13 protein-coding genes and 1 riboswitch are annotated in these 20046 nt (G+C 62.7%); of the genes, 4 read left to right on the top strand and 9 right to left on the bottom strand.

Annotation, left to right across the window (positions count from 1 at the left end; translation table 11 throughout):
* The first annotated feature begins 5 nt into the window (after positions 1-5).
* Entirely contained in the window at positions 6-1073 is a 1068-nt protein-coding gene (locus tag ASF13_RS23275) for an acyltransferase (protein WP_072166289.1), read from the top strand.
* Here the strand turns inward: ASF13_RS23275 and ASF13_RS05255 are convergent.
* Positions 1050-1535: a hypothetical protein gene (locus tag ASF13_RS05255; RefSeq protein ID WP_156365557.1), complete on the bottom strand. Its 486-nt coding sequence runs from the start codon at positions 1533-1535 to the stop codon at positions 1050-1052. The genes ASF13_RS23275 and ASF13_RS05255 overlap by 24 nt on opposite strands.
* A gap of 138 nt (positions 1536-1673) precedes the next feature.
* Positions 1674-1773: riboswitch (TPP riboswitch) on the top strand.
* A gap of 41 nt (positions 1774-1814) precedes the next feature.
* On the opposite strand from ASF13_RS05255, the gene thiM reads away from it, so the two are divergent.
* From thiM to ASF13_RS05240, 3 genes are all read left to right on the top strand, one after another.
* A complete protein-coding gene (gene thiM, locus ASF13_RS05250) occupies positions 1815-2606 on the top strand; it encodes a hydroxyethylthiazole kinase (RefSeq protein WP_056233303.1) in 792 nt (263 codons plus the stop codon).
* Positions 2603-3403, top strand: a complete 801-nt coding sequence (gene thiD, locus ASF13_RS05245; protein ID WP_056233301.1) for a bifunctional hydroxymethylpyrimidine kinase/phosphomethylpyrimidine kinase — start codon at positions 2603-2605, stop codon at positions 3401-3403. The genes thiM and thiD overlap by 4 nt, the downstream gene beginning before the upstream one ends.
* 1006 nt (positions 3404-4409) lie before the next feature.
* The gene (locus ASF13_RS05240) at positions 4410-5576 is read left to right on the top strand and encodes a TDT family transporter (protein WP_056233299.1); all 1167 of its coding nucleotides are present in this window, start codon (positions 4410-4412) and stop codon (positions 5574-5576) included.
* A gap of 294 nt (positions 5577-5870) precedes the next feature.
* Here the strand turns inward: ASF13_RS05240 and yegS are convergent, their stop codons facing one another.
* The 8 genes from yegS to ASF13_RS05200 all read right to left on the bottom strand — a co-directional run bounded on the left by yegS (position 5871) and on the right by ASF13_RS05200 (position 19691).
* On the bottom strand, positions 5871-6770 hold the full coding sequence (gene yegS / locus ASF13_RS05235; protein ID WP_056233297.1) for a lipid kinase YegS: 900 nt from the start codon (positions 6768-6770) through the stop codon (positions 5871-5873).
* Positions 6771-7057: 287 nt separating this feature from the next.
* Positions 7058-8437: a tRNA 5-hydroxyuridine modification protein YegQ gene (yegQ, locus tag ASF13_RS05230; RefSeq protein ID WP_056233485.1), complete on the bottom strand. Its 1380-nt coding sequence runs from the start codon at positions 8435-8437 to the stop codon at positions 7058-7060.
* A gap of 190 nt (positions 8438-8627) precedes the next feature.
* Positions 8628-9332 carry a two-component system response regulator BaeR gene (gene baeR, locus ASF13_RS05225; protein ID WP_056233295.1) on the bottom strand — a complete coding sequence of 235 codons (705 nt, stop codon included), beginning with the start codon at positions 9330-9332 and terminating at the stop codon, positions 8628-8630.
* 12 nt (positions 9333-9344) lie between these two features.
* A complete protein-coding gene (gene baeS / locus ASF13_RS05220) occupies positions 9345-10730 on the bottom strand; it encodes a two-component system sensor histidine kinase BaeS (protein ID WP_056233293.1) in 1386 nt (461 codons plus the stop codon).
* On the bottom strand, positions 10730-12136 hold the full coding sequence (mdtD, locus tag ASF13_RS05215; RefSeq protein WP_056233291.1) for a multidrug transporter subunit MdtD: 1407 nt from the start codon (positions 12134-12136) through the stop codon (positions 10730-10732). Before mdtD ends, baeS begins: the two co-directional genes overlap by 1 nt.
* Before the next feature lie 126 nt (positions 12137-12262).
* The gene (mdtC, locus tag ASF13_RS05210) at positions 12263-15328 is read right to left on the bottom strand and encodes a multidrug efflux RND transporter permease subunit MdtC (RefSeq protein WP_056233289.1); all 3066 of its coding nucleotides are present in this window, start codon (positions 15326-15328) and stop codon (positions 12263-12265) included.
* Positions 15325-18444, bottom strand: coding sequence for an MdtB/MuxB family multidrug efflux RND transporter permease subunit (locus ASF13_RS05205; protein WP_056233287.1), 3120 nt, complete (start codon positions 18442-18444; stop codon positions 15325-15327). The genes mdtC and ASF13_RS05205 overlap by 4 nt, the downstream gene beginning before the upstream one ends.
* Positions 18444-19691, bottom strand: coding sequence for an MdtA/MuxA family multidrug efflux RND transporter periplasmic adaptor subunit (locus ASF13_RS05200; protein ID WP_056233285.1), 1248 nt, complete (start codon positions 19689-19691; stop codon positions 18444-18446). Before ASF13_RS05200 ends, ASF13_RS05205 begins: the two co-directional genes overlap by 1 nt.
* Positions 19692-20046 lie beyond the last annotated feature (355 nt).

Raw genomic sequence — 20046 nt, 5'->3', positions numbered from 1 at the left:
TTCCTATGCTTACGCAACACCAATCAGAAAGAATCCAAGCACTTCGATATCCACTTATAATAGGTGTTGTATTAATACATGCAGCAACCTTTAATGTTGATATCTTACAAGATAATTTCTCAGCTATAAATAGATTTATAATCAATTATTTCAGTCACTCTTTAGGTCGACTAAGTGTACCATTTTTATTCATGCTTTCTTCTTTCTTTTTATATTCTAAATTAGTGGGTGGGATATCCTCATACAAAACACAGATGTCAAAAAGAATAAAAGGTTTATTGTTACCATATATCCTTTGGAATTTGATTGTGTTAGGTATTTCAGTTGCGGCTGAACTTGTACCATCTTTGTCAGCAATGATTAGTTCTGATAGACCTCGCTTTTCAGATATGAGTTTTATACAGTTATTTTCGACAACGTTCGGGTTTTCTAGTTACCCAATATCATATCAATTTTGGTTTATAAGAAACCTCTTTTTGTTATGTTTGATTTCACCAGTTTTCTTTATTTTGAAAAGTGAAGTCTACAAGGTTTTTTTTCTTTTTTTTCTCGCTCTTTTATGGGTTTTTAATCCTGTTCTTGAATATTCTGAGGCAATTGAGTCGGTAACTTTCTTCTATGTTGGTTTTCTTCTTTCACGATCTAATAAATGGTTTGACTTTATTGATAAAAATAGAAGTATCTTGATATTTTTCTTTATCATAACATCTATTTCTGATGCATTGTTGCGAAACACTTTCACAGGATTGATGATTCATAAAATATCAATATTGTTGGGTTGTGCGTTTCTAATTTCAGTAAGCCTGTCGATTGTTGATAGTAAAAATTATTTTGTTAAAAATTTACTGGTATCTCTTGGTGGTGCTAGCTTCTTTGTCTTTGCCGCTCACGAACCAACATTAACAGTAGTTAGAAAGGTTTTATATAAAACAGTTCAATTTTCTGGTGATAGTTACACTACGTTTATTTATTTTTGCTCAACTTTCGTAACGGTTGTTATTTGCACTTTTGTTTATTATGTGCTGAGCGCTATCTCTTTGAAATATTTTTCATACTTGACCGGTGGTCGGTGAGATGCAGTTACTGATGTACGTTAAAAGTTTTTTCGCAGCTGCCTGGCCTGACGCCATCAGCGTGGCAATATTCGCCAGCAGCTGCAGTTCCTGGCTGGACAGCTCGCGATTCTCGCGATCGGCCTTGCTGACCATATTCAACGTCAGTTCGTCCAGCACCGCCAGCGGATCTTCAGTTGGCGGCAGCGCGAGCGGGTGTTTAACCGGTAGACGATCGTCAGGGATATTGAGCGAGAAAGTGTCTGTCGCATGATGGGTAGTAAAGACCTGCGGATTGATGTCAGGGATCAGATCTCCCCATATCGGCGAGCGGATGGTGGACGGAGTACCGGCGAACAGCAGCTTTTTAAACAGTGCGTTACGATTAGCCAGCGCAGCATCGCTTTCCATTCCACCGCGATTGGCAACGCCATGAACAAAGACCAGTTGAACCATTCTCTCTCTCCATGCAACTTGCATCATGGGATATGCACCAGTGCGCGACATTGATTACGAATTGTCAGCAATACTAATGGATCAACTCAGCGACTGCCAGCAGCCCGTACAGCCTGCTGGCTGCCCCTTGCTTTCCCCCATCCCCCTCCCTTATCCTGTCCCCGCAACTATGACTCGGGGTGCCCTTGCTTAACCGCAGGCTGAGATAAAACCCGTACCACCTGAACTGGATAATGCCAGCGGAGGGAAGTCAGATGCCCCAGCCCGTGCTGGCATCGCCTTCTTGAACGCCGGTTGGGAGAGAAGATGAGCCAACCCGTACCCCTCGGCCACGCAGATGTGGCCCGCTCGCTGGCGCTGTTCCGCCAGCACGCCCCGTTAATTCACTGTATGACCAATGACGTAGTGCAGACCTTTACCGCCAACGTGCTGCTGGCCGCCGGTGCCTCGCCGGCGATGGTCATTGACCCGGAAGAAGCCGCGCAGTTCAGCGCGATTGCCGATGCCTTACTGATTAACGTCGGCACCCTGACGCGTGAACGCAGCGAAGCGATGCTGGCGGCGGTGGCCGCTGCCAGCGGGGCAGGGCGCAGCTGGGTGCTGGACCCGGTCGCGGTGGGCGCACTCTCATTCCGCACCGGCTTCTGCCATCAGCTGTTAACCCTTAAACCGGCCGCCATTCGCGGCAATGCATCCGAGATCCTCGCGCTGGCCGGGTTAGCCGCTGGCGGGCGCGGCGTGGATACGCAGCACGGCTCCGATGCGGCGCTGGCGGCGGCGGTACGGCTGGCACAGGAGAGCGGGGCGATCGTCGCGGTAACCGGCGAGGTCGACTACGTTACCGACGGCAGCCGCACCCTGGCGGTAACCGGTGGTTCACCGCTGCTGACCCGGGTGGTCGGCACCGGCTGCGCGCTCTCGGCGCTGGTCGCCGGTTTTGCCGCGCTGCCGGGCGATCGGCTGGTGCACGTTGCCAGCGCCTGCCGGGTGGTGGCGCTGGCCGGTGAACGTGCCGCCGCGCAGGCGGCCGGGCCCGGCAGCTTTATCCCGGCGTTCCTCGATGCCCTCTCTCTGCTCAACCCGGAGGCGCTGGTATGAAACGCATCAATGCCCTGACCATTGCCGGCACCGACCCGAGCGGCGGCGCCGGTATCCAGGCCGATCTGAAAACCTTCTCGGCGCTGGGCGCGTACGGCACCAGCGTGGTGACCGGCCTGGTGGCGCAGAACACCCGCGGCGTGCAGTCGGTGTACCGCATCGAACCGGCCTTTGTCGGCGCGCAGATCGACTCGGTGCTGTCGGACGTGCGGATTGATGCGCTGAAGATCGGTATGCTGGCGGAGAGCGATATCGTGCGGGTGGTGGCACAGCGCCTGCGCGAGTCGTCGGTGCCCTGGGTGGTGCTGGATACGGTGATGCTGGCCAAAAGCGGCGATCCGCTGTTATCCCCCGAGGCGGTCACCACCCTGCGTGAGGCGTTGCTGCCGCAGGTCTCCCTGATCACGCCCAATCTGCCGGAAGCGGCGGCGCTGCTGGAGTGCGCCCCGGCGGTCAACGAACAGCAGATGCAGGATCAGGGCAGGGCGCTGCTGGAGTTAGGCTGTGGTGCGGTGCTGATGAAGGGCGGCCACCTCAGCGACGCCGAAAGCCCGGACTGGCTGTTCACCCGCGAACGGGCGATGCGTTTTACCGCGCCGCGCGTCAACACACGCCACACCCACGGTACCGGCTGCACGCTCTCCGCCGCGCTGGCCGCGCTGCGCCCGCGTCACAACAGCTGGGAAGAGACGGTCCCCGCCGCCAAAGCCTGGCTGCAGGGCGCGCTGCAGGCGGCCGACTCGCTGGAGGTCGGTCACGGTATCGGTCCGGTGCACCATTTTTACCAGTGGTGGTAACGCCTCTCTGTTAGTTGTAGCGTTGCTGTCTTAAAGGCGTGGCTTCCTGTTCTGGTGGCGGGTTCGCCCGCGGGCGAAAAGAACGCCGGGACGCTGCAAGTACGTCCATGTAAGCTCGGGCGGCGCTCCCTGCGCCGCACGCCCGGCTAACCTTTTCGCCCGCGTCCTCCCTGTTGGCTCCGCCGGGACGCTGCAAGTACGTCCATGTAAGCTCGGGCGGCGCTCCCTGCGCCGCACGCCCGGCTAACCTTTTCGCCCGCGTCCTCCCTGTTGGCTGTTGTGTTGCTGTTAAGGGCATTGCTTTTCGGCAGGATACCGAAGATTAAGTAGTAGAAGCTGTCTGGTCTGGTCTGATTTTTTTGTTTTTAAAACAGCGACACAGAAAATAACAGGCAATCGGGGTTTATCCGGATAAGCGGACCTTCGGGCACATGGAGGTGCCCGGCAGAGCCCAGGGACGTTACTGGCGTGTCCGCGTTCCGGATAAACCCCGATTAGCCGGGCACCAAAACCTGAAGCGACCCGGCCCAAAAGCCACGGGCGGCAGAGCCCAGGGACGTTACTGGCGTGTCCGCGTTCCGGATAAACCCCGATTAGCCGGGCACCAAAACCTGAAGCGACCCGGCCCAAAAGCCACCCCCCGATTAACCAGGCACCGGAACCCGCAGCAACCAGCGGCCCAGAAGCCACCCCCCGATTAACCAGGCACCGGAACCCGCAGCAACCAGCGGCCCAAAAGCCACCCCCCGATTAGCCAGGCACCGGAACCCGCAGCAACCAGCGGCCCAAAAGCCACCCCACGATTAGCCAGGCACCGAACCCGCAGCGACCAGCGGCCCCAAAAACGATCCCCCATCCCGCACAAATACCTTAAAAAATGATTATTAAGTAGAATTAAACCACTTTAAGCGATAGATTCCATCGCCATAAGTCGTTTCCCGGAATCCGGGATTAGAACGTAGAGTAAGGCAGTCGTGTCACCTGCGAGATAACAATAATGAGCACAATGATCCCAGCATTACACAACGGCCGCCGCCCGCTGGCCGCCCTCAGCAGCCCGAAAGAGGCCATCCGCCAGTTCACCCCCAACTGGTTCGCCGCCACCATGGGCACCGGCATCCTCGCGCTGGCGCTGGCCGCCCTGCCATGGCAAATCCCCGGCCTGCACGCCGTCGCCGAAGGCCTGTGGCTGCTCAACATCGTCCTGTTCAGCCTGTTCACGCTGCTCTACCTTGCGCGCTGGATAATGTACTTCGATGAAGCCAAACGCATCTTTGGCCACTCTACCGTCTCGATGTTCTTCGGCACCATCCCGATGGGGCTGGCGACCATCATCAACGGCCTGCTCACCTTCGGCCTGCCGCGCTGGGGTGTCGACGTCATCGCCGTGGCCCACGTGCTATGGTGGCTGGACGTGGCGATGTCGCTGCTGTGCGGCATCTGCATCCCTTACATGATGTTCACCCGCCAGCAGCACAGCATCGACCAGATGACCGCCGTCTGGCTGCTGCCGGTGGTCGCCGCCGAAGTCGCCGCGGTCAGCGGCGGCCTGCTGGCCCCGCACCTGGCGGACAGCGCCGCGCAGCTGCACACGCTGATCGCCAGCTACGTCCTCTGGGCATTCTCGGTACCGATCGCGATGAGCATCCTGGTGATCCTGCTGCTGCGCATGGCGCTGCACAAACTGCCGCACCAGAGCATGGCGGCCTCAAGCTGGCTGGCGCTCGGCCCGATCGGCACCGGCGCGCTGGGCATGCTGGTAATCGGCGGCGACGCCCCGGCGATCTTCGCCGCCAACCACATGCCGGCGATCGCCAGCATGGCGCAGGGCTTCGGCCTGATCGCCGGCCTGCTGTTCTGGGGCTGCGGACTGTGGTGGATGCTGCTGGCGCTGCTGATCACCGCCCACTACCGCCATGACGGCATCCCGTTTAACCTCGGCTGGTGGGGCTTCACCTTCCCGCTGGGCGTCTTCGCCCTCACCACTCTGAAACTGGCTACCCTGGTGGACGTCAGCTTCTTCCGCCTCTTCGGCGCGCTGCTCACCGGCCTGCTGGCGCTTATGTGGCTGCTGGTCGCCAGCAAAACCGCCCGCGGCGCATGGACCGGCACGCTGTTTGTCTCCCCCTGCATCGCCGGGCTCAACAAAACCCCCTGCACCCGCAAAGAATAGGGATAAAAAAAACAGCGGCACAAGAGTTGAATAACAATCAGAGGGGGACATCGGAAAAGCGAAGCATCAACAAACCTGAGTACAACCCCCAGTGCCTGAATAGTCAATAAAACAGCGATACAAGAACTTAAGGGCAATCGGGGGGGACATCCGGATAAGCGGACCGTCGGCGCGCAGGGATGCGCGACGCCGAGCGTACAGGGACGTATTTACAGCGTGTCCGCGTTCCGGATGTCCCCCCCGATAAGCCGGGCACCGTACTCAAAGCGACCCGGCCCCAAAGCGCCCCGAATGCTACGCCAGCAGCTCACACGACGGCGGCAACCGGCACTCCAGCGCATCCGGCAACACCTCAATGCGAAACTCCTTCCCACTCAGCGGCTCACCATCCAGATTAAACGTCATCTCATGCGGCGCGCTAATCGTCAGCCACGGCAGCGACGCCGTAATCATATTCGGGTCCTTCTCCTCGCTGGTTAACCGGTGCAACAGCGTCGGCAACAGCTCCTGCGACGTCACCACGCTCAGCTCCAGCTTACCGTCGTTAATCAGCGCGGTCGGGCACAACTGCTGACCGCCGCCCGCCTGACGACCGTTACCAATCCCGATCACCAGCGCATCACCCTGCCAGCTGAAATCCGGCCCGCTAATCTCACAGCGATCGGCCTTCAACTGATCGATACGCATCAACCCGTGAATAAAGTACGACACCCCGCCCAGCGCGGACTTCAGCTTCTCCGGCGTCTCGGTGGTGATCCGCGTACCAAACCCGCCGGTCGCCATATTAATAAAGTAACGATCGTCATTCACCTTCGCCAGATCGATAGGCGTCGCGCGGCCAAAAATCGCCAGCCGCAGCGCCGCTTCCAGCTCGGCCGGAATACCGCAGCTGGTGGCAAAATCGTTGGCGGTGCCCAGCGGCACCAGACCCAGCACCGGACGATTGCCCGCCGGCAGACGCGCCAGCGCGGTCGCCACCTCGTTAATCGTCCCGTCGCCGCCGGCGGCAACCACCGTCGCCGCACCGCGCGCCAGCGCCTCACGCACGTAGCGATCGCCGTCGCCGTGCTCCCAGGTCACGCGCACTTCCAGCGCCGCGCCTTCATCACGCAGGGCGCTAATCGCCGCGCGCAGCTCTTCATTACCGGCGCTCTTGCCGTTCAGAATCGCCAGCGTAAGAGGTTGTGTTTCCATTTTATATTCCTGAAAGGTCAACGGATTGCATCAACATATAGCACATCCTGCCGCCAGCGGGTAACGGCCGGCCAAAAGTGAAGGGAATTTCAGAAAAAGAGAAGCCCGCACGGGGGAGCCGGGCGGGCCTAATGAGGTGGTTCTGACCGGGAACCTGCACGCTGCTGATGCGTAAGCCGCGTGGGGGAGATAACCGGATAACGCCTTTTTAATTCGTCGTTAGAAGCGGGTGCATCATAACCGGGAAGTCGCCGGTAAGATGTGACGTCAATCAAAAATCATTTACATTATGAAACTTCTTTCGCCAGATCGCTCAGCTCAGCCGGGTGAACGGCGGCGGGCAGATTGCGCACCAGCAGCGCAAACGCCACTTCAACCGTCTCCGGCAGCGGCAGCCACACCCGGTGGCCGTTGCCCGGTGCTACGCTTACCGGCTGGCCCTTACCGTTCTCCATCTGCGCCAGCGTAAAGTGCAGATTGCCCGCCGGGGTCATCAGCTCCAGACTGTCGCCGGTGCTGAACCTGTTCTTCACCTCAACCTCCGCCAGCGTACCGCGCCGCTCGCCGGTAAACTCGCCGACAAACTGCTGGCTGTCGGAAACCGAGTGGCCAGAGTCATAGTTCTGGTAGCTGTCGTGGGTGTGGCGGCGCAGAAAACCCTCGGTGTAGCCGCGGTGCGCCAGCCCGTCCAGCGACTGCAACAGCTGTGGATCGAAAGGGTTACCGGCGGCGGCGTCGTCAATCGCGCGGCGGTACACCTGGGCGGTGCGCGCGCAGTAGTAGTGCGACTTGGTGCGCCCCTCAATCTTCAGCGAATGCACGCCAAGCTGCGTCAGCCGCTCCACGTGCGCCACCGCGCGCAGATCCTTCGAGTTCATAATGTAGGTGCCGTGCTCGTCCTCAAAGGCGCTCATCACCTCGCCGGGGTGCTGCGCCTCCGTCAGGGTAAACACCTTCGCGGTCGGCTGGCCGCAGCCCAGCGTCGGCGCGCGCTCCTGCACCGTCACCGGCCGCGCGGCGTCAACGATATTGCCCAGCGCATCTTCCCGCGCCTCCTGCACGTCGTACTGCCAGCGGCAGGCGTTGGTGCAGGTGCCCTGGTTAGGATCGCGTTTGTTGATATAGCCGGAGAGCAGGCAGCGGCCGGAGTAGGCCATGCACAGCGCGCCGTGCACGAAAATCTCCAGCTCCATCCCCGGGACCTCGCGGCGGATCTCCGCAATCTCTTCCAGCGACAGCTCGCGCGACAGGATCACCCGGGTCAGCCCCAGCTGCTGCCAGAACTTCACCGTCGCCCAGTTGACCGCGTTGGCCTGCACCGACAGGTGAATATCGACCTGTGGAAACGCCTCGCGCACCAGCATAATCAGGCCGGGATCGGACATAATCAGCGCATCCGGCCCCATGGCGACAACCGGTTCCAGGTCGCGGATAAAGGTCTTCAGCTTGGCGTTGTGCGGCGCGATATTCACCACCACGTAGAACTTCCTGCCCAGCGCGTGGGCCTCGGCGATGCCGGTGGCGAGGTTGGCGTGATTAAATTCGTTATTGCGCACGCGCAGGCTGTAGCGCGGCTGCCCGGCGTACACGGCGTCGGCACCGTAGGCGAAGGCGTAACGCATATTGCGCAGCGATCCGGCAGGGGAGAGCAGTTCGGGTTTAAACATCATGTGGTCTCGGTGTGGTTGCAGGTGGTCACCCTGCGGCAGCGCACCGCCACGCGTTGTTAAGCTATCTCAGCGGCCGCTGCGGGGCCGGGGGCAGCGCTGCCAGCTTCATTTCTGAAGCTGGCCGGAGCAGGGCGGTGACGCAGTAAAGCGGGAGATTCTACGGGGCAGGATAGGAGCAGGTGTTGATCTACATCAAACGGCAGACGTCGGCTTCCCAGCGGTAGCCCATGCCGTACACGGCGCGGATAAACGGCTGGTTAGCGTCCAGCAGCTCCAGCTTGCGGCGCAGGTTTTTAATGTGGCTGTCGATGGTGCGGTCGGTGACCACCCGGTAGTCGTCATACAGCTGATTCAGCAGCTGCTCGCGCGAGAACACCTTGCCCGGCTCCTGGGCCAGCGTTTTCAGCAGGCGAAACTCGGCCGGGGTCAGGTCCAGCGGCTTATCGTCCCAGCTGGCCTGAAAGCGGTGCTCGTCCATCTTCAGCAGCGAGGCCTGCTGCGCCTCCTCCGCCGGGCGCAGGCAGCGCTTAAGGATGGTTTTCACCCGCGCCACCGCCTCACGCGGGCTGAACGGCTTGCAGATATAGTCGTCCGCGCCGATCTCCAGACCCAGCAGGCGGTCGATCTCTTCGGTTTTGGCGGTAACCATAATCACCGGCATCTCGCTGAAGCGCCGCAGCTCGCGGCACACCGACAGGCCGTCAAGGCCCGGCAGCATCAGGTCCAGCAGCATCAGGTCCGGCGAGTGCTGCTTCACCCACGGCAGCACCTCGTCGCCGCGCAGCAGGTGGTGGGTGCGGTAGTTGGCGGCGTGCAGATAGTCGATCAGCAGCTGGCCGAGTTTTGGTTCATCTTCCACGATTAAAATCAGTGGTGCGGTTGGCTCAGTCATCGCGGCTCCCGGTCAGTGTGGCTGGTGCGGTAAGGATAGGGTAACGCGCAGCCCGCCGGCGGGCGAGTGCTGCGCGGTAATGGTGCCGTCGTGGGCCTCGGCAATATTCTGGCAGATCGACAGCCCCAGCCCGGAGCCGCCGCTGGCGCGGTTGCGCGAGCTTTCGGCGCGGTAGAAGCGCTCGAACAGCTGGCCGAGCTGCTCGTCGCTGACGCCGGGTCCGCTGTCGTCAAACTGCAGGCGGTTGCCCGCCGCGCCGCTCTGCAGGCTGATGGTCAGCCCGCCGCCGGCGTCGGTGTAACGCAGGCTGTTCTCCAGCAGGTTAGTGAACAGCTGCATCAGCCGATCCGGATCGCCAAACTGCGGCGCTTCATCCGGCAGCTGCAGGTCCAGCGCCAGCCCGCGCTGCTCAAAGCGGTGGCGGAAGCTGGCGCAGACCATCTCGACCAGCGGCACCAGGTCGGTGTCGCTTTTGCGGTAGGCCAGCGCCCCCTCGTCGGAGAGCGACAGCTGGTGCACGTCGTCCACCAGCCGCGTCAGGGTGGTGACCTCGCTCTGCAGCGAGAGAATCGACTCCGGGGTTATCTTACGCACGCCGTCCTGAATCGCCTCCAGCTCGCCGCGCAGGATCGCCAGCGGCGTGCGCAGCTCGTGGGAGATATCGGCCATAAAGGCGCGGCGCATGCTCTCGTTCTTCTCCAGCGTGCCGGCCAGCCGGTTAAAGTCCTGGCCCAGCCGCCCCAGTTCATCGCGGCTGCTGGCCTGCACGCGGGTGGCAAAGTTGCCCGCCGCCAGGTGGTGGGTGCCCTCCACCAGCCGTTTAACCGGGGCCAGCAGGCCGCGCGCCATCAGCCAGGTGACCAGCGCCGCCAGCAGGGTAGTCAGCCCGACGATCAGCCAGCTGGTGCGGCTCTGCTGCTGGTCAAAGTTGATGTCGGCGCTGCGGGTCAGCGTCTCCGACGACGAGCCGACCACCCAGCCGACCACCTTGCCGTTGCTGGTGGTGATATTGCGCCGGGTGCCCTCCGGCGACGGATCGCCTCTGGGGCCGATCATCACTTTATACTGCTGATCGAGCACCCAGAACTGCGTGCGCCAGCCGTGCGGCGGCAGGGGTTTACTGGCGTCCGGGTTCTGCTCCAGCGAACGCAGGATGGTAAACACCATGCGGTTGTTGTTGCGCAGAAAATCCCAGCTGCCGTGCGCCTCGTACTGATCGGCCAGCGCGTCGCTCAGCAGCACCAGCCGCTGCTCGTTGCCGCGCTTAATGTAGTCGATAAAGCCGTGCTCGAAGCTCAGCCGCATTCCCCAGTGCATGATAATCACCACCAGAATGCAGGTGGAGAAGATGGCGGTAAACAGCTTGGCGCTGATGCCAAAACGCAGTCGGGCGAACATTACGATCTCCTCCGGCGCGCCAGCGGCGCGTTCAGGTCAGATTCCGGCGGCACGCGCCAGAACACCGCGGCCGGCAGCAGGATCACCAGCGCCATGCACAGATAGGTGTAGATAAAGGCCTCCTGCAGCAGCGGGCTGCCCGCCGCGCCCTGGTGGCCAAAGGTGCCGAGCAGCAGCCCGGCTACGGTCACGCCGATGCTCATCGACAGCTGCATCACCATCGACAGCAGGCTGTTGCCCTCGCTGGCCTGCGCGTCCGGCAGCGCCTTCAGCGTCAGGGTGTTCATCGCCGAGAAGCGGATGGCGTTGACCATTCCCTGCAGGAACAGCACCACCGGCAGCAGCAGATGCCAGCCGAGCAGAGCCACCAGCGGGAACAGCAGCACCACCAGCGCCAGCGCGGCGGTGGAGCCGGTCAGCACGTTGCGGTAGCCAAAGCGGTTGACGATGCGCACCACGATGCGCTTCATGCCCATATTGCCCAGCACCATCGGGATCATCATCAGCCCGGTGTGCAGCGGGCTGTAGCCCATGCCGATCTGCAGGAAAATCGGCGTCATAAACGGCAGCATGCCGCTGCCGATGCGCCCGGCCAGGCTGCCGAGCAGGCCGATGGTGTAGATGCGGTTATCAAACAGCGTCAGGCTGAACAGCGCGCGCTCGTTGTGGCGGGCGTGCAGCAGGTAGAACAGCAGCGAAAATACCCCGCCGAGGATCAGCACGCACAGCAGCAGCGGCGACATACCCTCACCGCGCTGGCCGTCCAGCGCCAGCGTCAGCCCGGCCATGCCGGCCGCCAGCAGCAGATAGCCGGCGAAGTCGAAGCGCCGCGTGGCGACGGTAAAGTTGGTCATCAGCATCAGCGTGGCCACCGCGCCGATCGCCCCCACCGGGATGTTGATCAGGAAGATCCAGTGCCAGCTGGCGTACTCGACCAGCACGCCGCCCAGCGCCGGGCCGAGCAGCGGGCCAATCTGCCCCGGCAGGGTGACGAAGGTCATCGCCGCCATATACTCGGCGCGCGGCACCAGCCGCATCACCGTCAGGCGGCCCACCGGTACCATCATCGCGCCGCCGATGCCCTGCAGCACCCTTGAGAGGATCAGCTGGTCCAGGCTGGTGGAGAGGGCGCAGCACAGCGAGCCGACGCTGAACAGGATAATGGCGCTGAAAAACACGTTGCGCACGCCGAAGCGATCGGCCAGCCAGCCACTGACCGGCAGCATGATGGCGACGGTCAGCACGTAGGAGACGATCACCGAATGCATATTCAGCGGGCTTTCGCCAAGGCTGGCGGCCATCGACGGCAGCGCGGTGTTAACGATGGTGGTATCCAGCGTCTGCATAAAGAAGCCAAACGCCACGATCCACAGCTGCCAGCGCACGGAGGCCGGATGAGTCGCCATCTCAGCCCCCCGAAACATCGGTGACAGGGCGCTGAACGCCGGTCTGCCGGGCAGAAAGGCCGGCGTCCTGCGCCGGAATTTTTCTCTGTAGAACGGGGTGACTGAGTGGCGGCATCAGCGTCTCCTTTATTCCGCAACCGGCTGCATTTTAGCCTTGCGCCGCAGCTTATTCATTGCCAGGAATACCACCGGCGTGGTGTAGAGCGTCAGCAGCTGGCTCATCACCAGCCCGCCGGCGATGGTGATGCCCAGCGGCTGGCGCAGCTCCGCGCCGTCGCCGGCGCTGAACACCAGCGGCAGCGCGCCGAACAGCGCCGCCAGGGTGGTCATCATAATCGGCCGGAAGCGCAGCAGGCTGGCCTGAAATATGGCCTCGCGCGGGCTGGCCCCGCCGCGCTGCGCCTGCAGGGCAAAGTCGACCATCATAATCGCGTTCTTCTTAACGATGCCGATCAGCAGCAGAATGCCGATCAGCGCAATCAGGCTGAACGGCGTGCCGAACAGCTGCAGCGCCAGCAAGGCACCCACTCCTGCGGAGGGCAGGGTGGAGAGAATGGTCAGCGGATGCACGTAGCTCTCGTAAAGGATGCCGAGCACGATGTAGACGGTGGCCACGGCCGCCAGCAGCAGCCACAGCTGGCTGCCCTGCGACTGTTCGAACTCGGCGGCGGTGCCGGAGAAGCTGCCGCGCACGCTGGAGGGCACCCCGAGCGCGGTGACGCTGCGGTCGATGGCGGCCGACGCCTCGGAGAGCGACACTCCTTCCGGCAGGTTAAACGAAATGGTCGAGGCGGCCGACAGCCCTTCGTGGTTCACCGACAGCGGCGCGTTGGCCGGTGCCCAGCTGGCAAAGTACGACAGCGGAATCGGCTTGCCGTCGGCGTTGATCACGTACATCTGATCCAGCGCGCTAATGTCCTGGGTCCAGCGCGGATCGACCTCCATCACCACCTTGTACTGGTTGAGCGGCTGGTAGATGGTGGAGATCTGCCGCTGGCCGAAGGCGTTGTTCAGCAGGCCGTTAACGTCGGCGACGTCGATGCCCAGCCGCGCCATGCTCTCGCGGTCGTAGGTCAGCGCCATCTCCGCGCCGCCGTCCTGCTGATCGGAGTTCACGTCGGCCAGCTGCGGCAGTGCGGCAAAGGCGCGGCGGATTTTCGGCTCCCACTCGCGCAGCGCGGCCAGATCGTCGGAGAGCAGGCTGTACTGGTATCCGGCGTTCGACTCGCGGCCGCCGACGCGCAGGTCCTGCACCGCCATCAGGTAGAGGTTGGCCCCCGGCTCCTTCGCCAGCTTGCCGCGCAGGCGGGCGATCACCTGCTGCGCGCTCTCCCCGCGTTCGCTGAGCGGCTTGAGCGAGATAAACATCGAACCGCTGTTGGTGCGGAAGCCGCCGGTAAAGCCGACCACGTTCTCCACCGCCGGATCGTCACGCACGATGCGCATAAAGTCCTGCAGCTTGCCGCGCATCGCCTGGAACGAGATGCTCTGGTCGGCCTGGATAAAGCCGTTCAGCCGCCCGGTGTCCTGCTCCGGCATAAAGGTTTTCGGGATGCTGATAAACAGCCAGACGTTAAGGCCGATGGCGGCAACAAACACCAGCAGCGTCCAGCGCGGGTGGTTAAGCACCCGCTGCAGGCTGCGGCCGTAGCCGCGCTGCAGGCCGGTGAGCAGGCGGCCAAAACCGCGGATGCGCGGCTGCCGGCGCGGCGGCGTTTTACGCAGCAGGTGGGCGCAGAGCATCGGCGTCAGCGTCACCGAAATCAGCAGCGAGATGGCGATCGCCACCGACAGGGTGACGGCAAATTCGCGGAACAGCCGCCCCGGCAGCCCGCCGAGCAGCAGCAGCGGAATAAACACCGCCACCAGCGACACGCTCATCGACACCACGGTAAAGCCGACCTCGCGCACCCCCTGCAGCGCCGCCTGCAGCGGCTTCATGCCCGCCTCGACGTGACGCGAGATGTTCTCCAGCACCACGATGGCGTCATCGACCACGAAGCCGGTAGCGATGGTCAGCGCCATCAGCGACAGGTTATTCAGGCTGAAGCCGCACAGGTACATGGCGGCAAAGGTGCCGATCAGCGACACCGGCACCGCCAGCGCCGGGATTAGCGTGGCGCGCGCCGAGCGCAGGAAGGCGAACACCACCAGGATCACCAGCGCCACCGCAATCACCAGCGTCTGCTCCACCTCATGCAGCGAGGCGCGAATGGTCGGGGAACGGTCCTGCGCCAGCTCCAGGCTGATCGAGGCCGGCACGATCCTGTTCAGCACCGGCAGCTGGGCGCGGATGCGGTCAACGGTTTCGATAATGTTGGCGTCCGCCGATTTGCGGATCATCAGCAGGATCGCCGGCCTGCCGTTGGCCATGCCGGCGTTGCGCACGTCCTGCACCGAGTCGCTGACCGTCGCCACGTCCTGCAGCCGCACCGCCGCGCCCTTGTTATAGTGGACGATCAGCGGCTGGTATTCGGCGGCGGTCTGCAGCTCGTCGTTGGTCTTCAGCTGCCAGCGCTGCTGCTTATCCTCGATCGCTCCCTGCGGGCGGCGCACGTTGGCGTTAGCAATCGCCTCGCGCACCGCGTCCAGCGACACGCCCTGGCTGAACAGCGCCTGCGGGTTGAGATCGACCCGCACCGCCGGCAGCGAGCTGCCGCCGACGCTGACGTCACCGACCCCCTCAATCTGCGCCAGCTTCTGCGCCAGCTGGGTCGAGGCGTAGTCGTAGAGCTGCCCCTGCGAGAAGGTGTCTGAGGTCAGCGTCAGAATCATAATCGGCGCGTCGGACGGGTTGGCCTTGCGGTAGGTCGGCCGCCCCGGCATGCCGCTCGGCAGCAGGCTCTGCGCGGCGTTAATCGCCCCCTGCACGTCGCGGGCGGCGCCGTTGATGTCGCGGTCAAAGTCGAACACCAGGATCACCCGCGTGCTGCCGAGCGAACTGCTGGAGGTCATCTCACTGACCCCGGCGATGCGCCCCAGCGCCCGCTCCAGCGGCGTGGCTACCGACGACGCCATGGTCTCCGGCGAGGCGCCGGGCAGCGAAGCGGAGACCACGATCACCGGAAAATCGACGTCCGGCAGCGGCGACACCGGCAGCATGCGGAAACCCAGCCCGCCGGCCAGCAGGATCGCCAGCGTCAGCAGCAGGGTGGCCACCGGCCGGTGGATAAACAGCGCGAAGAATCTCACTCGGCCTCCGGGCGGGCCAGGCGTCGGCGGGTGGCGTGGGCCAGACGGTCAAACAGCAGGTAGATTACCGGGGTGGTAAACAGCGTCAGCACCTGGCTGACGATTAAGCCGCCGACCATCGCGGTGCCCAGCGGCTGGCGCAGCTCGGCGCCGACGCCCGAGCTGAACATCAGCGGCAGCGCGCCAAACAGCGCCGCCAGCGTGGTCATCAGAATCGGCCGGAAGCGCAGCAGGCACGCCTGGTAGATGGCGTCGTACGGCGTCATTCCCTGCTCGCGTTCGGCGGCCAGCGCGAAGTCGATCATCATGATGGCGTTCTTCTTGACGATGCCGATCAGCAGGATGATGCCGATTATCGCGATCACGTCCAGCTCGTGGCCGCTGAACATTAGCGCCAGCAGCGCGCCGACCCCGGCGGTGGGCAGGGTGGAGAGGATGGTCACCGGATGGATAAAGCTCTCGTACAGCACGCCAAGCACGATATACATCGCCACCACCGCCGCGACGATCAGCCAGACGGTGCTGGAGAGCGCCGCCTGGAAGGCGAGGGTGCTGCCCTGGAACTGGGTCATGAGATCGGCGGGCAGCTGCAGATCCTGTTCGGCGCGGGTAATGGCGTTGACCGCCTGCTCCAGCGAATAACCGTCGCTGACGTTAAACGAGAAGGTGGTCGACGGGAACTGGTCGAGATGGTTGATGGTCAGCGCACCGTGGCGCTGCTCGACGCGGGCGATGGCGCTGAGCGGCACGCTGCCGCCGTCGCTGCTTTTCAGCCGCACGCTCTGCAGCGCCGCCAGCCCCGGCGTGGCGCTGGTGTCGTGCTCCAGCACCACCCGGTACTGGCTGGCCTGGGTGTAGATGGTGGAGATCAGCCGCTGGCCGAAGGCGTTATACAGCGCGTTATCGACGTCCGCCATCGAGATGCCGAGGCGGCTGGCGGTGTCGCGATCGACGCGGATAAACGCCTCCAGCCCCTGGTCCTGCCAGTCGCTGCTGACGTCCTGCAGCTCCGGCAGCTGTCGCAGCTCTTCCAGCAGCGGCGGTACCCAGCGGCTTAACGCGTCGAGGCTGCCGGCCTGCAGGCTGAACTGATACTGGGTGCGGCTGGCCTGGGTGTCGATGGTCAGATCCTGCACCGGCTGCAGATAGAGGCTCACCCCCGGCAGCCCGGCCACCTGCTGCTGCAGGCGGGCGATCACCGCCGGAATGCGGTCTTCGCGTTCATCCAGCGGCTTGAGGTTGATCTGCAGGCGGCCGCTGTTCAGCGCCGGGTTAGTGCCGTCGACGCCGATAAACGAGGTCAGGCTCTCCACCGCCGGGTCCTTCATAATCACGGAGGCCACCGCCTGCTGACGCTGGGCCTGACTTGCAAACGACACCGACTGCGGCGTCTGCACCGTGCCCTGAATAATGCCGTTGTCCTGCAGCGGGAAGAAGCCCTTCGGGATCAGCAGCCACAGCAGCACGGTCAGCGCCAGGGTGGCGAAGGCCACGCCCAGCGTCAGCCACGGATGGTTCAGCACCCGGGTCAGCAGCCGGCCGTAGCGGGCGATGATCCGTTCGAACAGCGCTTCGCTGGCGCGTGAGAAGCGGTTCTGCTTACGCAGCGACTCGGCGCTGAGCATGCGCGCGCACATCATCGGCGTCAGGGTTAGCGACACTACCGCCGAGATCAGAATGGCGATCGCCAGCGTCATCGCAAACTCGCGGAACAGCCGGCCAACGATATCGCCCATAAACAGCAGCGGGATCAGCACCGCAATCAGCGAGAAGGTCAGCGAGATAATGGTAAAGCCGATCTCACCCGCGCCCTTCAGCGTTGCCGCCAGCGGCTTCTCGCCCTTTTCGATATAGCGCGAGATGTTCTCGATCACCACAATCGCGTCGTCGACCACAAAGCCGGTGGCGATGGTCAGCGCCATCAGCGTCAGGTTGTTGACCGAGAAGCCGAGGAAGTACATCACCGCAAAGGTGCCGATCAACGACAGCGGCACCGCCACGGCCGGGATAATGGTCGCCGCCACGTTGCGCAGGAACAGGTAGATAATCATCACCACCAGCGCGATCGCCAGCAGCAGCTCAAACTGCACGTCGCTGACCGAGGCGCGAATATTGGTGGTGCGGTCGGTGAGCAGCTGCACCTCAACCGACTTCGGCAGCGAGGCAGTCAGCGCCGGCAGCATGCGGCGAATATTATCGGCGGTATCAATGATATTCGCCCCCGGCTGGCGCTGCACGTTGAGTACGATCGCCGGCTGGCGGTTGGCCCAGGCCCCCAGCCAGCTGTTCTCCGCCCCCTGTTCCACCGTCGCCACGTCGCCGAGGCGTACCGGCGAACCGTTCTGCACGCTGACGATTAACTGGCGGTAGCCTTCGGCGGTTTTAATCTGGTCGTTGGCTGACAGGGTAATGGCGCGCTCCGGGCCGTCGAGGCTGCCCTTGGCCGAGTTGACGTTGGCGTTGCTGATGGCGGTGCGCACCGTCTCGCTGCTGATGCCGAGCGCCGCCAGCGCCTGGGCGTTAAGCTTGACCCGCACCGCCGGGCGCTGGCCGCCGGAGAGGGTCACCAGCCCGACGCCGCTCACCTGCGAGATCTTCTGCGCCACGCGGTTTTCCACCATATCCTGCACCTGGGTCATCGGCAGGCTGGTGGAGGTGACGGCGAGGGTCATGATCGGCGGGTCCGCCGGGTTAACCTTGTTGTAAACCGGCGGGTTGGGCAGGTCGCCGGGCAGCAGGTTGGTGGCGGCGTTAATTGCCGCCTGCACCTCCTGCTCGGCGACGTCCAGCGACAGCGACAGCTGGAACTGCAGCGTCACCACCGACGCGCCGCCGGCGCTCTGCGACGCCATCTGCTTGAGGCCGGACATCTGGCCGAACTGGCGCTCCAGCGGCGCGGTGATCGCCGAGGTGACCACGTCCGGGCTGGCACCGGGATAGAGCGTTACCACCTGAATGGTCGGGTAGTCGACTTCCGGCAGCGCCGAGACGGGCAGGGCGCCGTAGCCGATAATACCGGCCAGCAGGATCGCCACCATCAGCAGGGTGGTCGCCACCGGGCGCAGAATAAAGTGGCGCGACGGACCGCCGCCGGGCGTGGGTGTCATCGCCTCCATCAGTCGCTGGCTCCCTTCGCCGGCTGGGCGTGGCGCGCCGAGGTCAGCGGCGTCGACTGCGGCGCCACCACCTCAACCTTCGCCCCCTCGGTCAGCCGGTCGATGCCGTCGGTCACCACCTGTTCACCGGCGTTCAGCCCGTCGGTAATCACCGCTTTTTCACTGTCCTGGAAACCGGCGGTGACCGCCTTCTTGCTGACCTTGCCTTCGCCGTTCACCACCCAGACAAAGTGGCCCTCGCTGCCCATCTGCAGGCCGGCCGGCGGGATCACGATGGCGTTCTCCAGCGTGCTGGCCTGCAGGCGGGCGTTGACAAACTGGTTGGGGAACAGCGTGTCGTCCTCGTTATCGAAACGCGCCTTTACCTTAACGGTGCCGGTGGTGGTGTCGATCTGGTTATCGAGGCTCAGCAGGCGGCCGCTGGTCAGCAGGCGGGTATTGCTGCGGTCCCAGGCTTCTACCCGCACCTCGCCGCTCTTCTGCGCGCTGAGCACGCTGGCGATGTCGCTCTCCGGCAGGGTGAAGATCAGGTCAATCGGGTGGGTCTGGGTGATCACCACGATGCCGGTGGTGTCGCCCGACGAGATGTAGTTACCGACGTCGACCTGTTTCAGGCCAACGCGCCCGGCGATCGGCGCGGTGACGCGGCTGTAGCTGAGGTTGAGCTGAGCGCTGGCGACGCTGCCCTCGTCGGCTTTAATGGTGCCGAGGGTTTCGCTGACCAGCGCGCGCTGGGTGTCCAGTTCCTGCTGCGAAACGAGGCTGGTTTTCGCCAGCTTTTCATAGCGGGCGAGGTCGCGACGGGCGTTGGCCAGCGTCGCCTGGTCTTTTGCCAGCTGCCCCTGGGCCTGGGTCAGCGCCACCTGGTACGGGCGCGGGTCGATCTCCGCCAGCAGCTGCCCGGCTTTCACTTCCTGGCCTTCCGTAAAGTGCAGCGCCAGCAGGTCGCCCTCCACCCGGCTGCGCACCGTGGCGGTACCGGCGGCGGTGACGGTGCCCAGCCCGGAGAGGTACTGCGGCACGCTCTGTTCACGCGCGACCGCCGCCTGCACCGGCGCGGCGGTGCCGCCACCCGCACCGCGCCGCCCGCCGCCCGCCCCTTTACCGCGCTGCCCCTGTTCGCCGGCGCTGGCCGCTGGCGCGCTGCTCTCTGCGCCGTGCTGATGCCACCAGTAAACGCCGCCGCCGATCAGGGCAGCAATGATAATCGCAAGGGGGATTAGCGGCACACGACGCTGTTTTTTCATGAAATGTTGCTCTCCGGTAGCAGGGACACAGGTCCAGGCGGGGCAAGCGGGCACCCGCAAAATAGTGAAGTAAGTCTAGCTAAAATCGCAGCGTGAATAATGAAGAGAATAAGGATAACTGTATAGCGGTGTAATCCCTAATAAAACAGGGGGTTGACCGAATTTGCAAAAAGTGTGCTGGCCGGTGAGTTTTCAGCGGCGCGCCTCCCCGTCAGATTGTACAGATTTTATACTGACGCTCTTAATGTGAATGGAGGACGTATGAATAAGATCCCGCCTCTGTATTACGCTACAAAGCCTAAATCCGGTAATCATCTGCCACATAAATGCGAAGCACCGAATGATGAGTCTGCTA

The sequence above is a fragment of the Erwinia sp. Leaf53 genome, assembly GCF_001422605.1.
GTDB lineage: Bacteria > Pseudomonadota > Gammaproteobacteria > Enterobacterales > Enterobacteriaceae > Erwinia.
The sequence above is the reverse complement of the archived record's forward strand: the minus strand, read 5'-3'. Positions and strand labels throughout refer to the sequence as shown.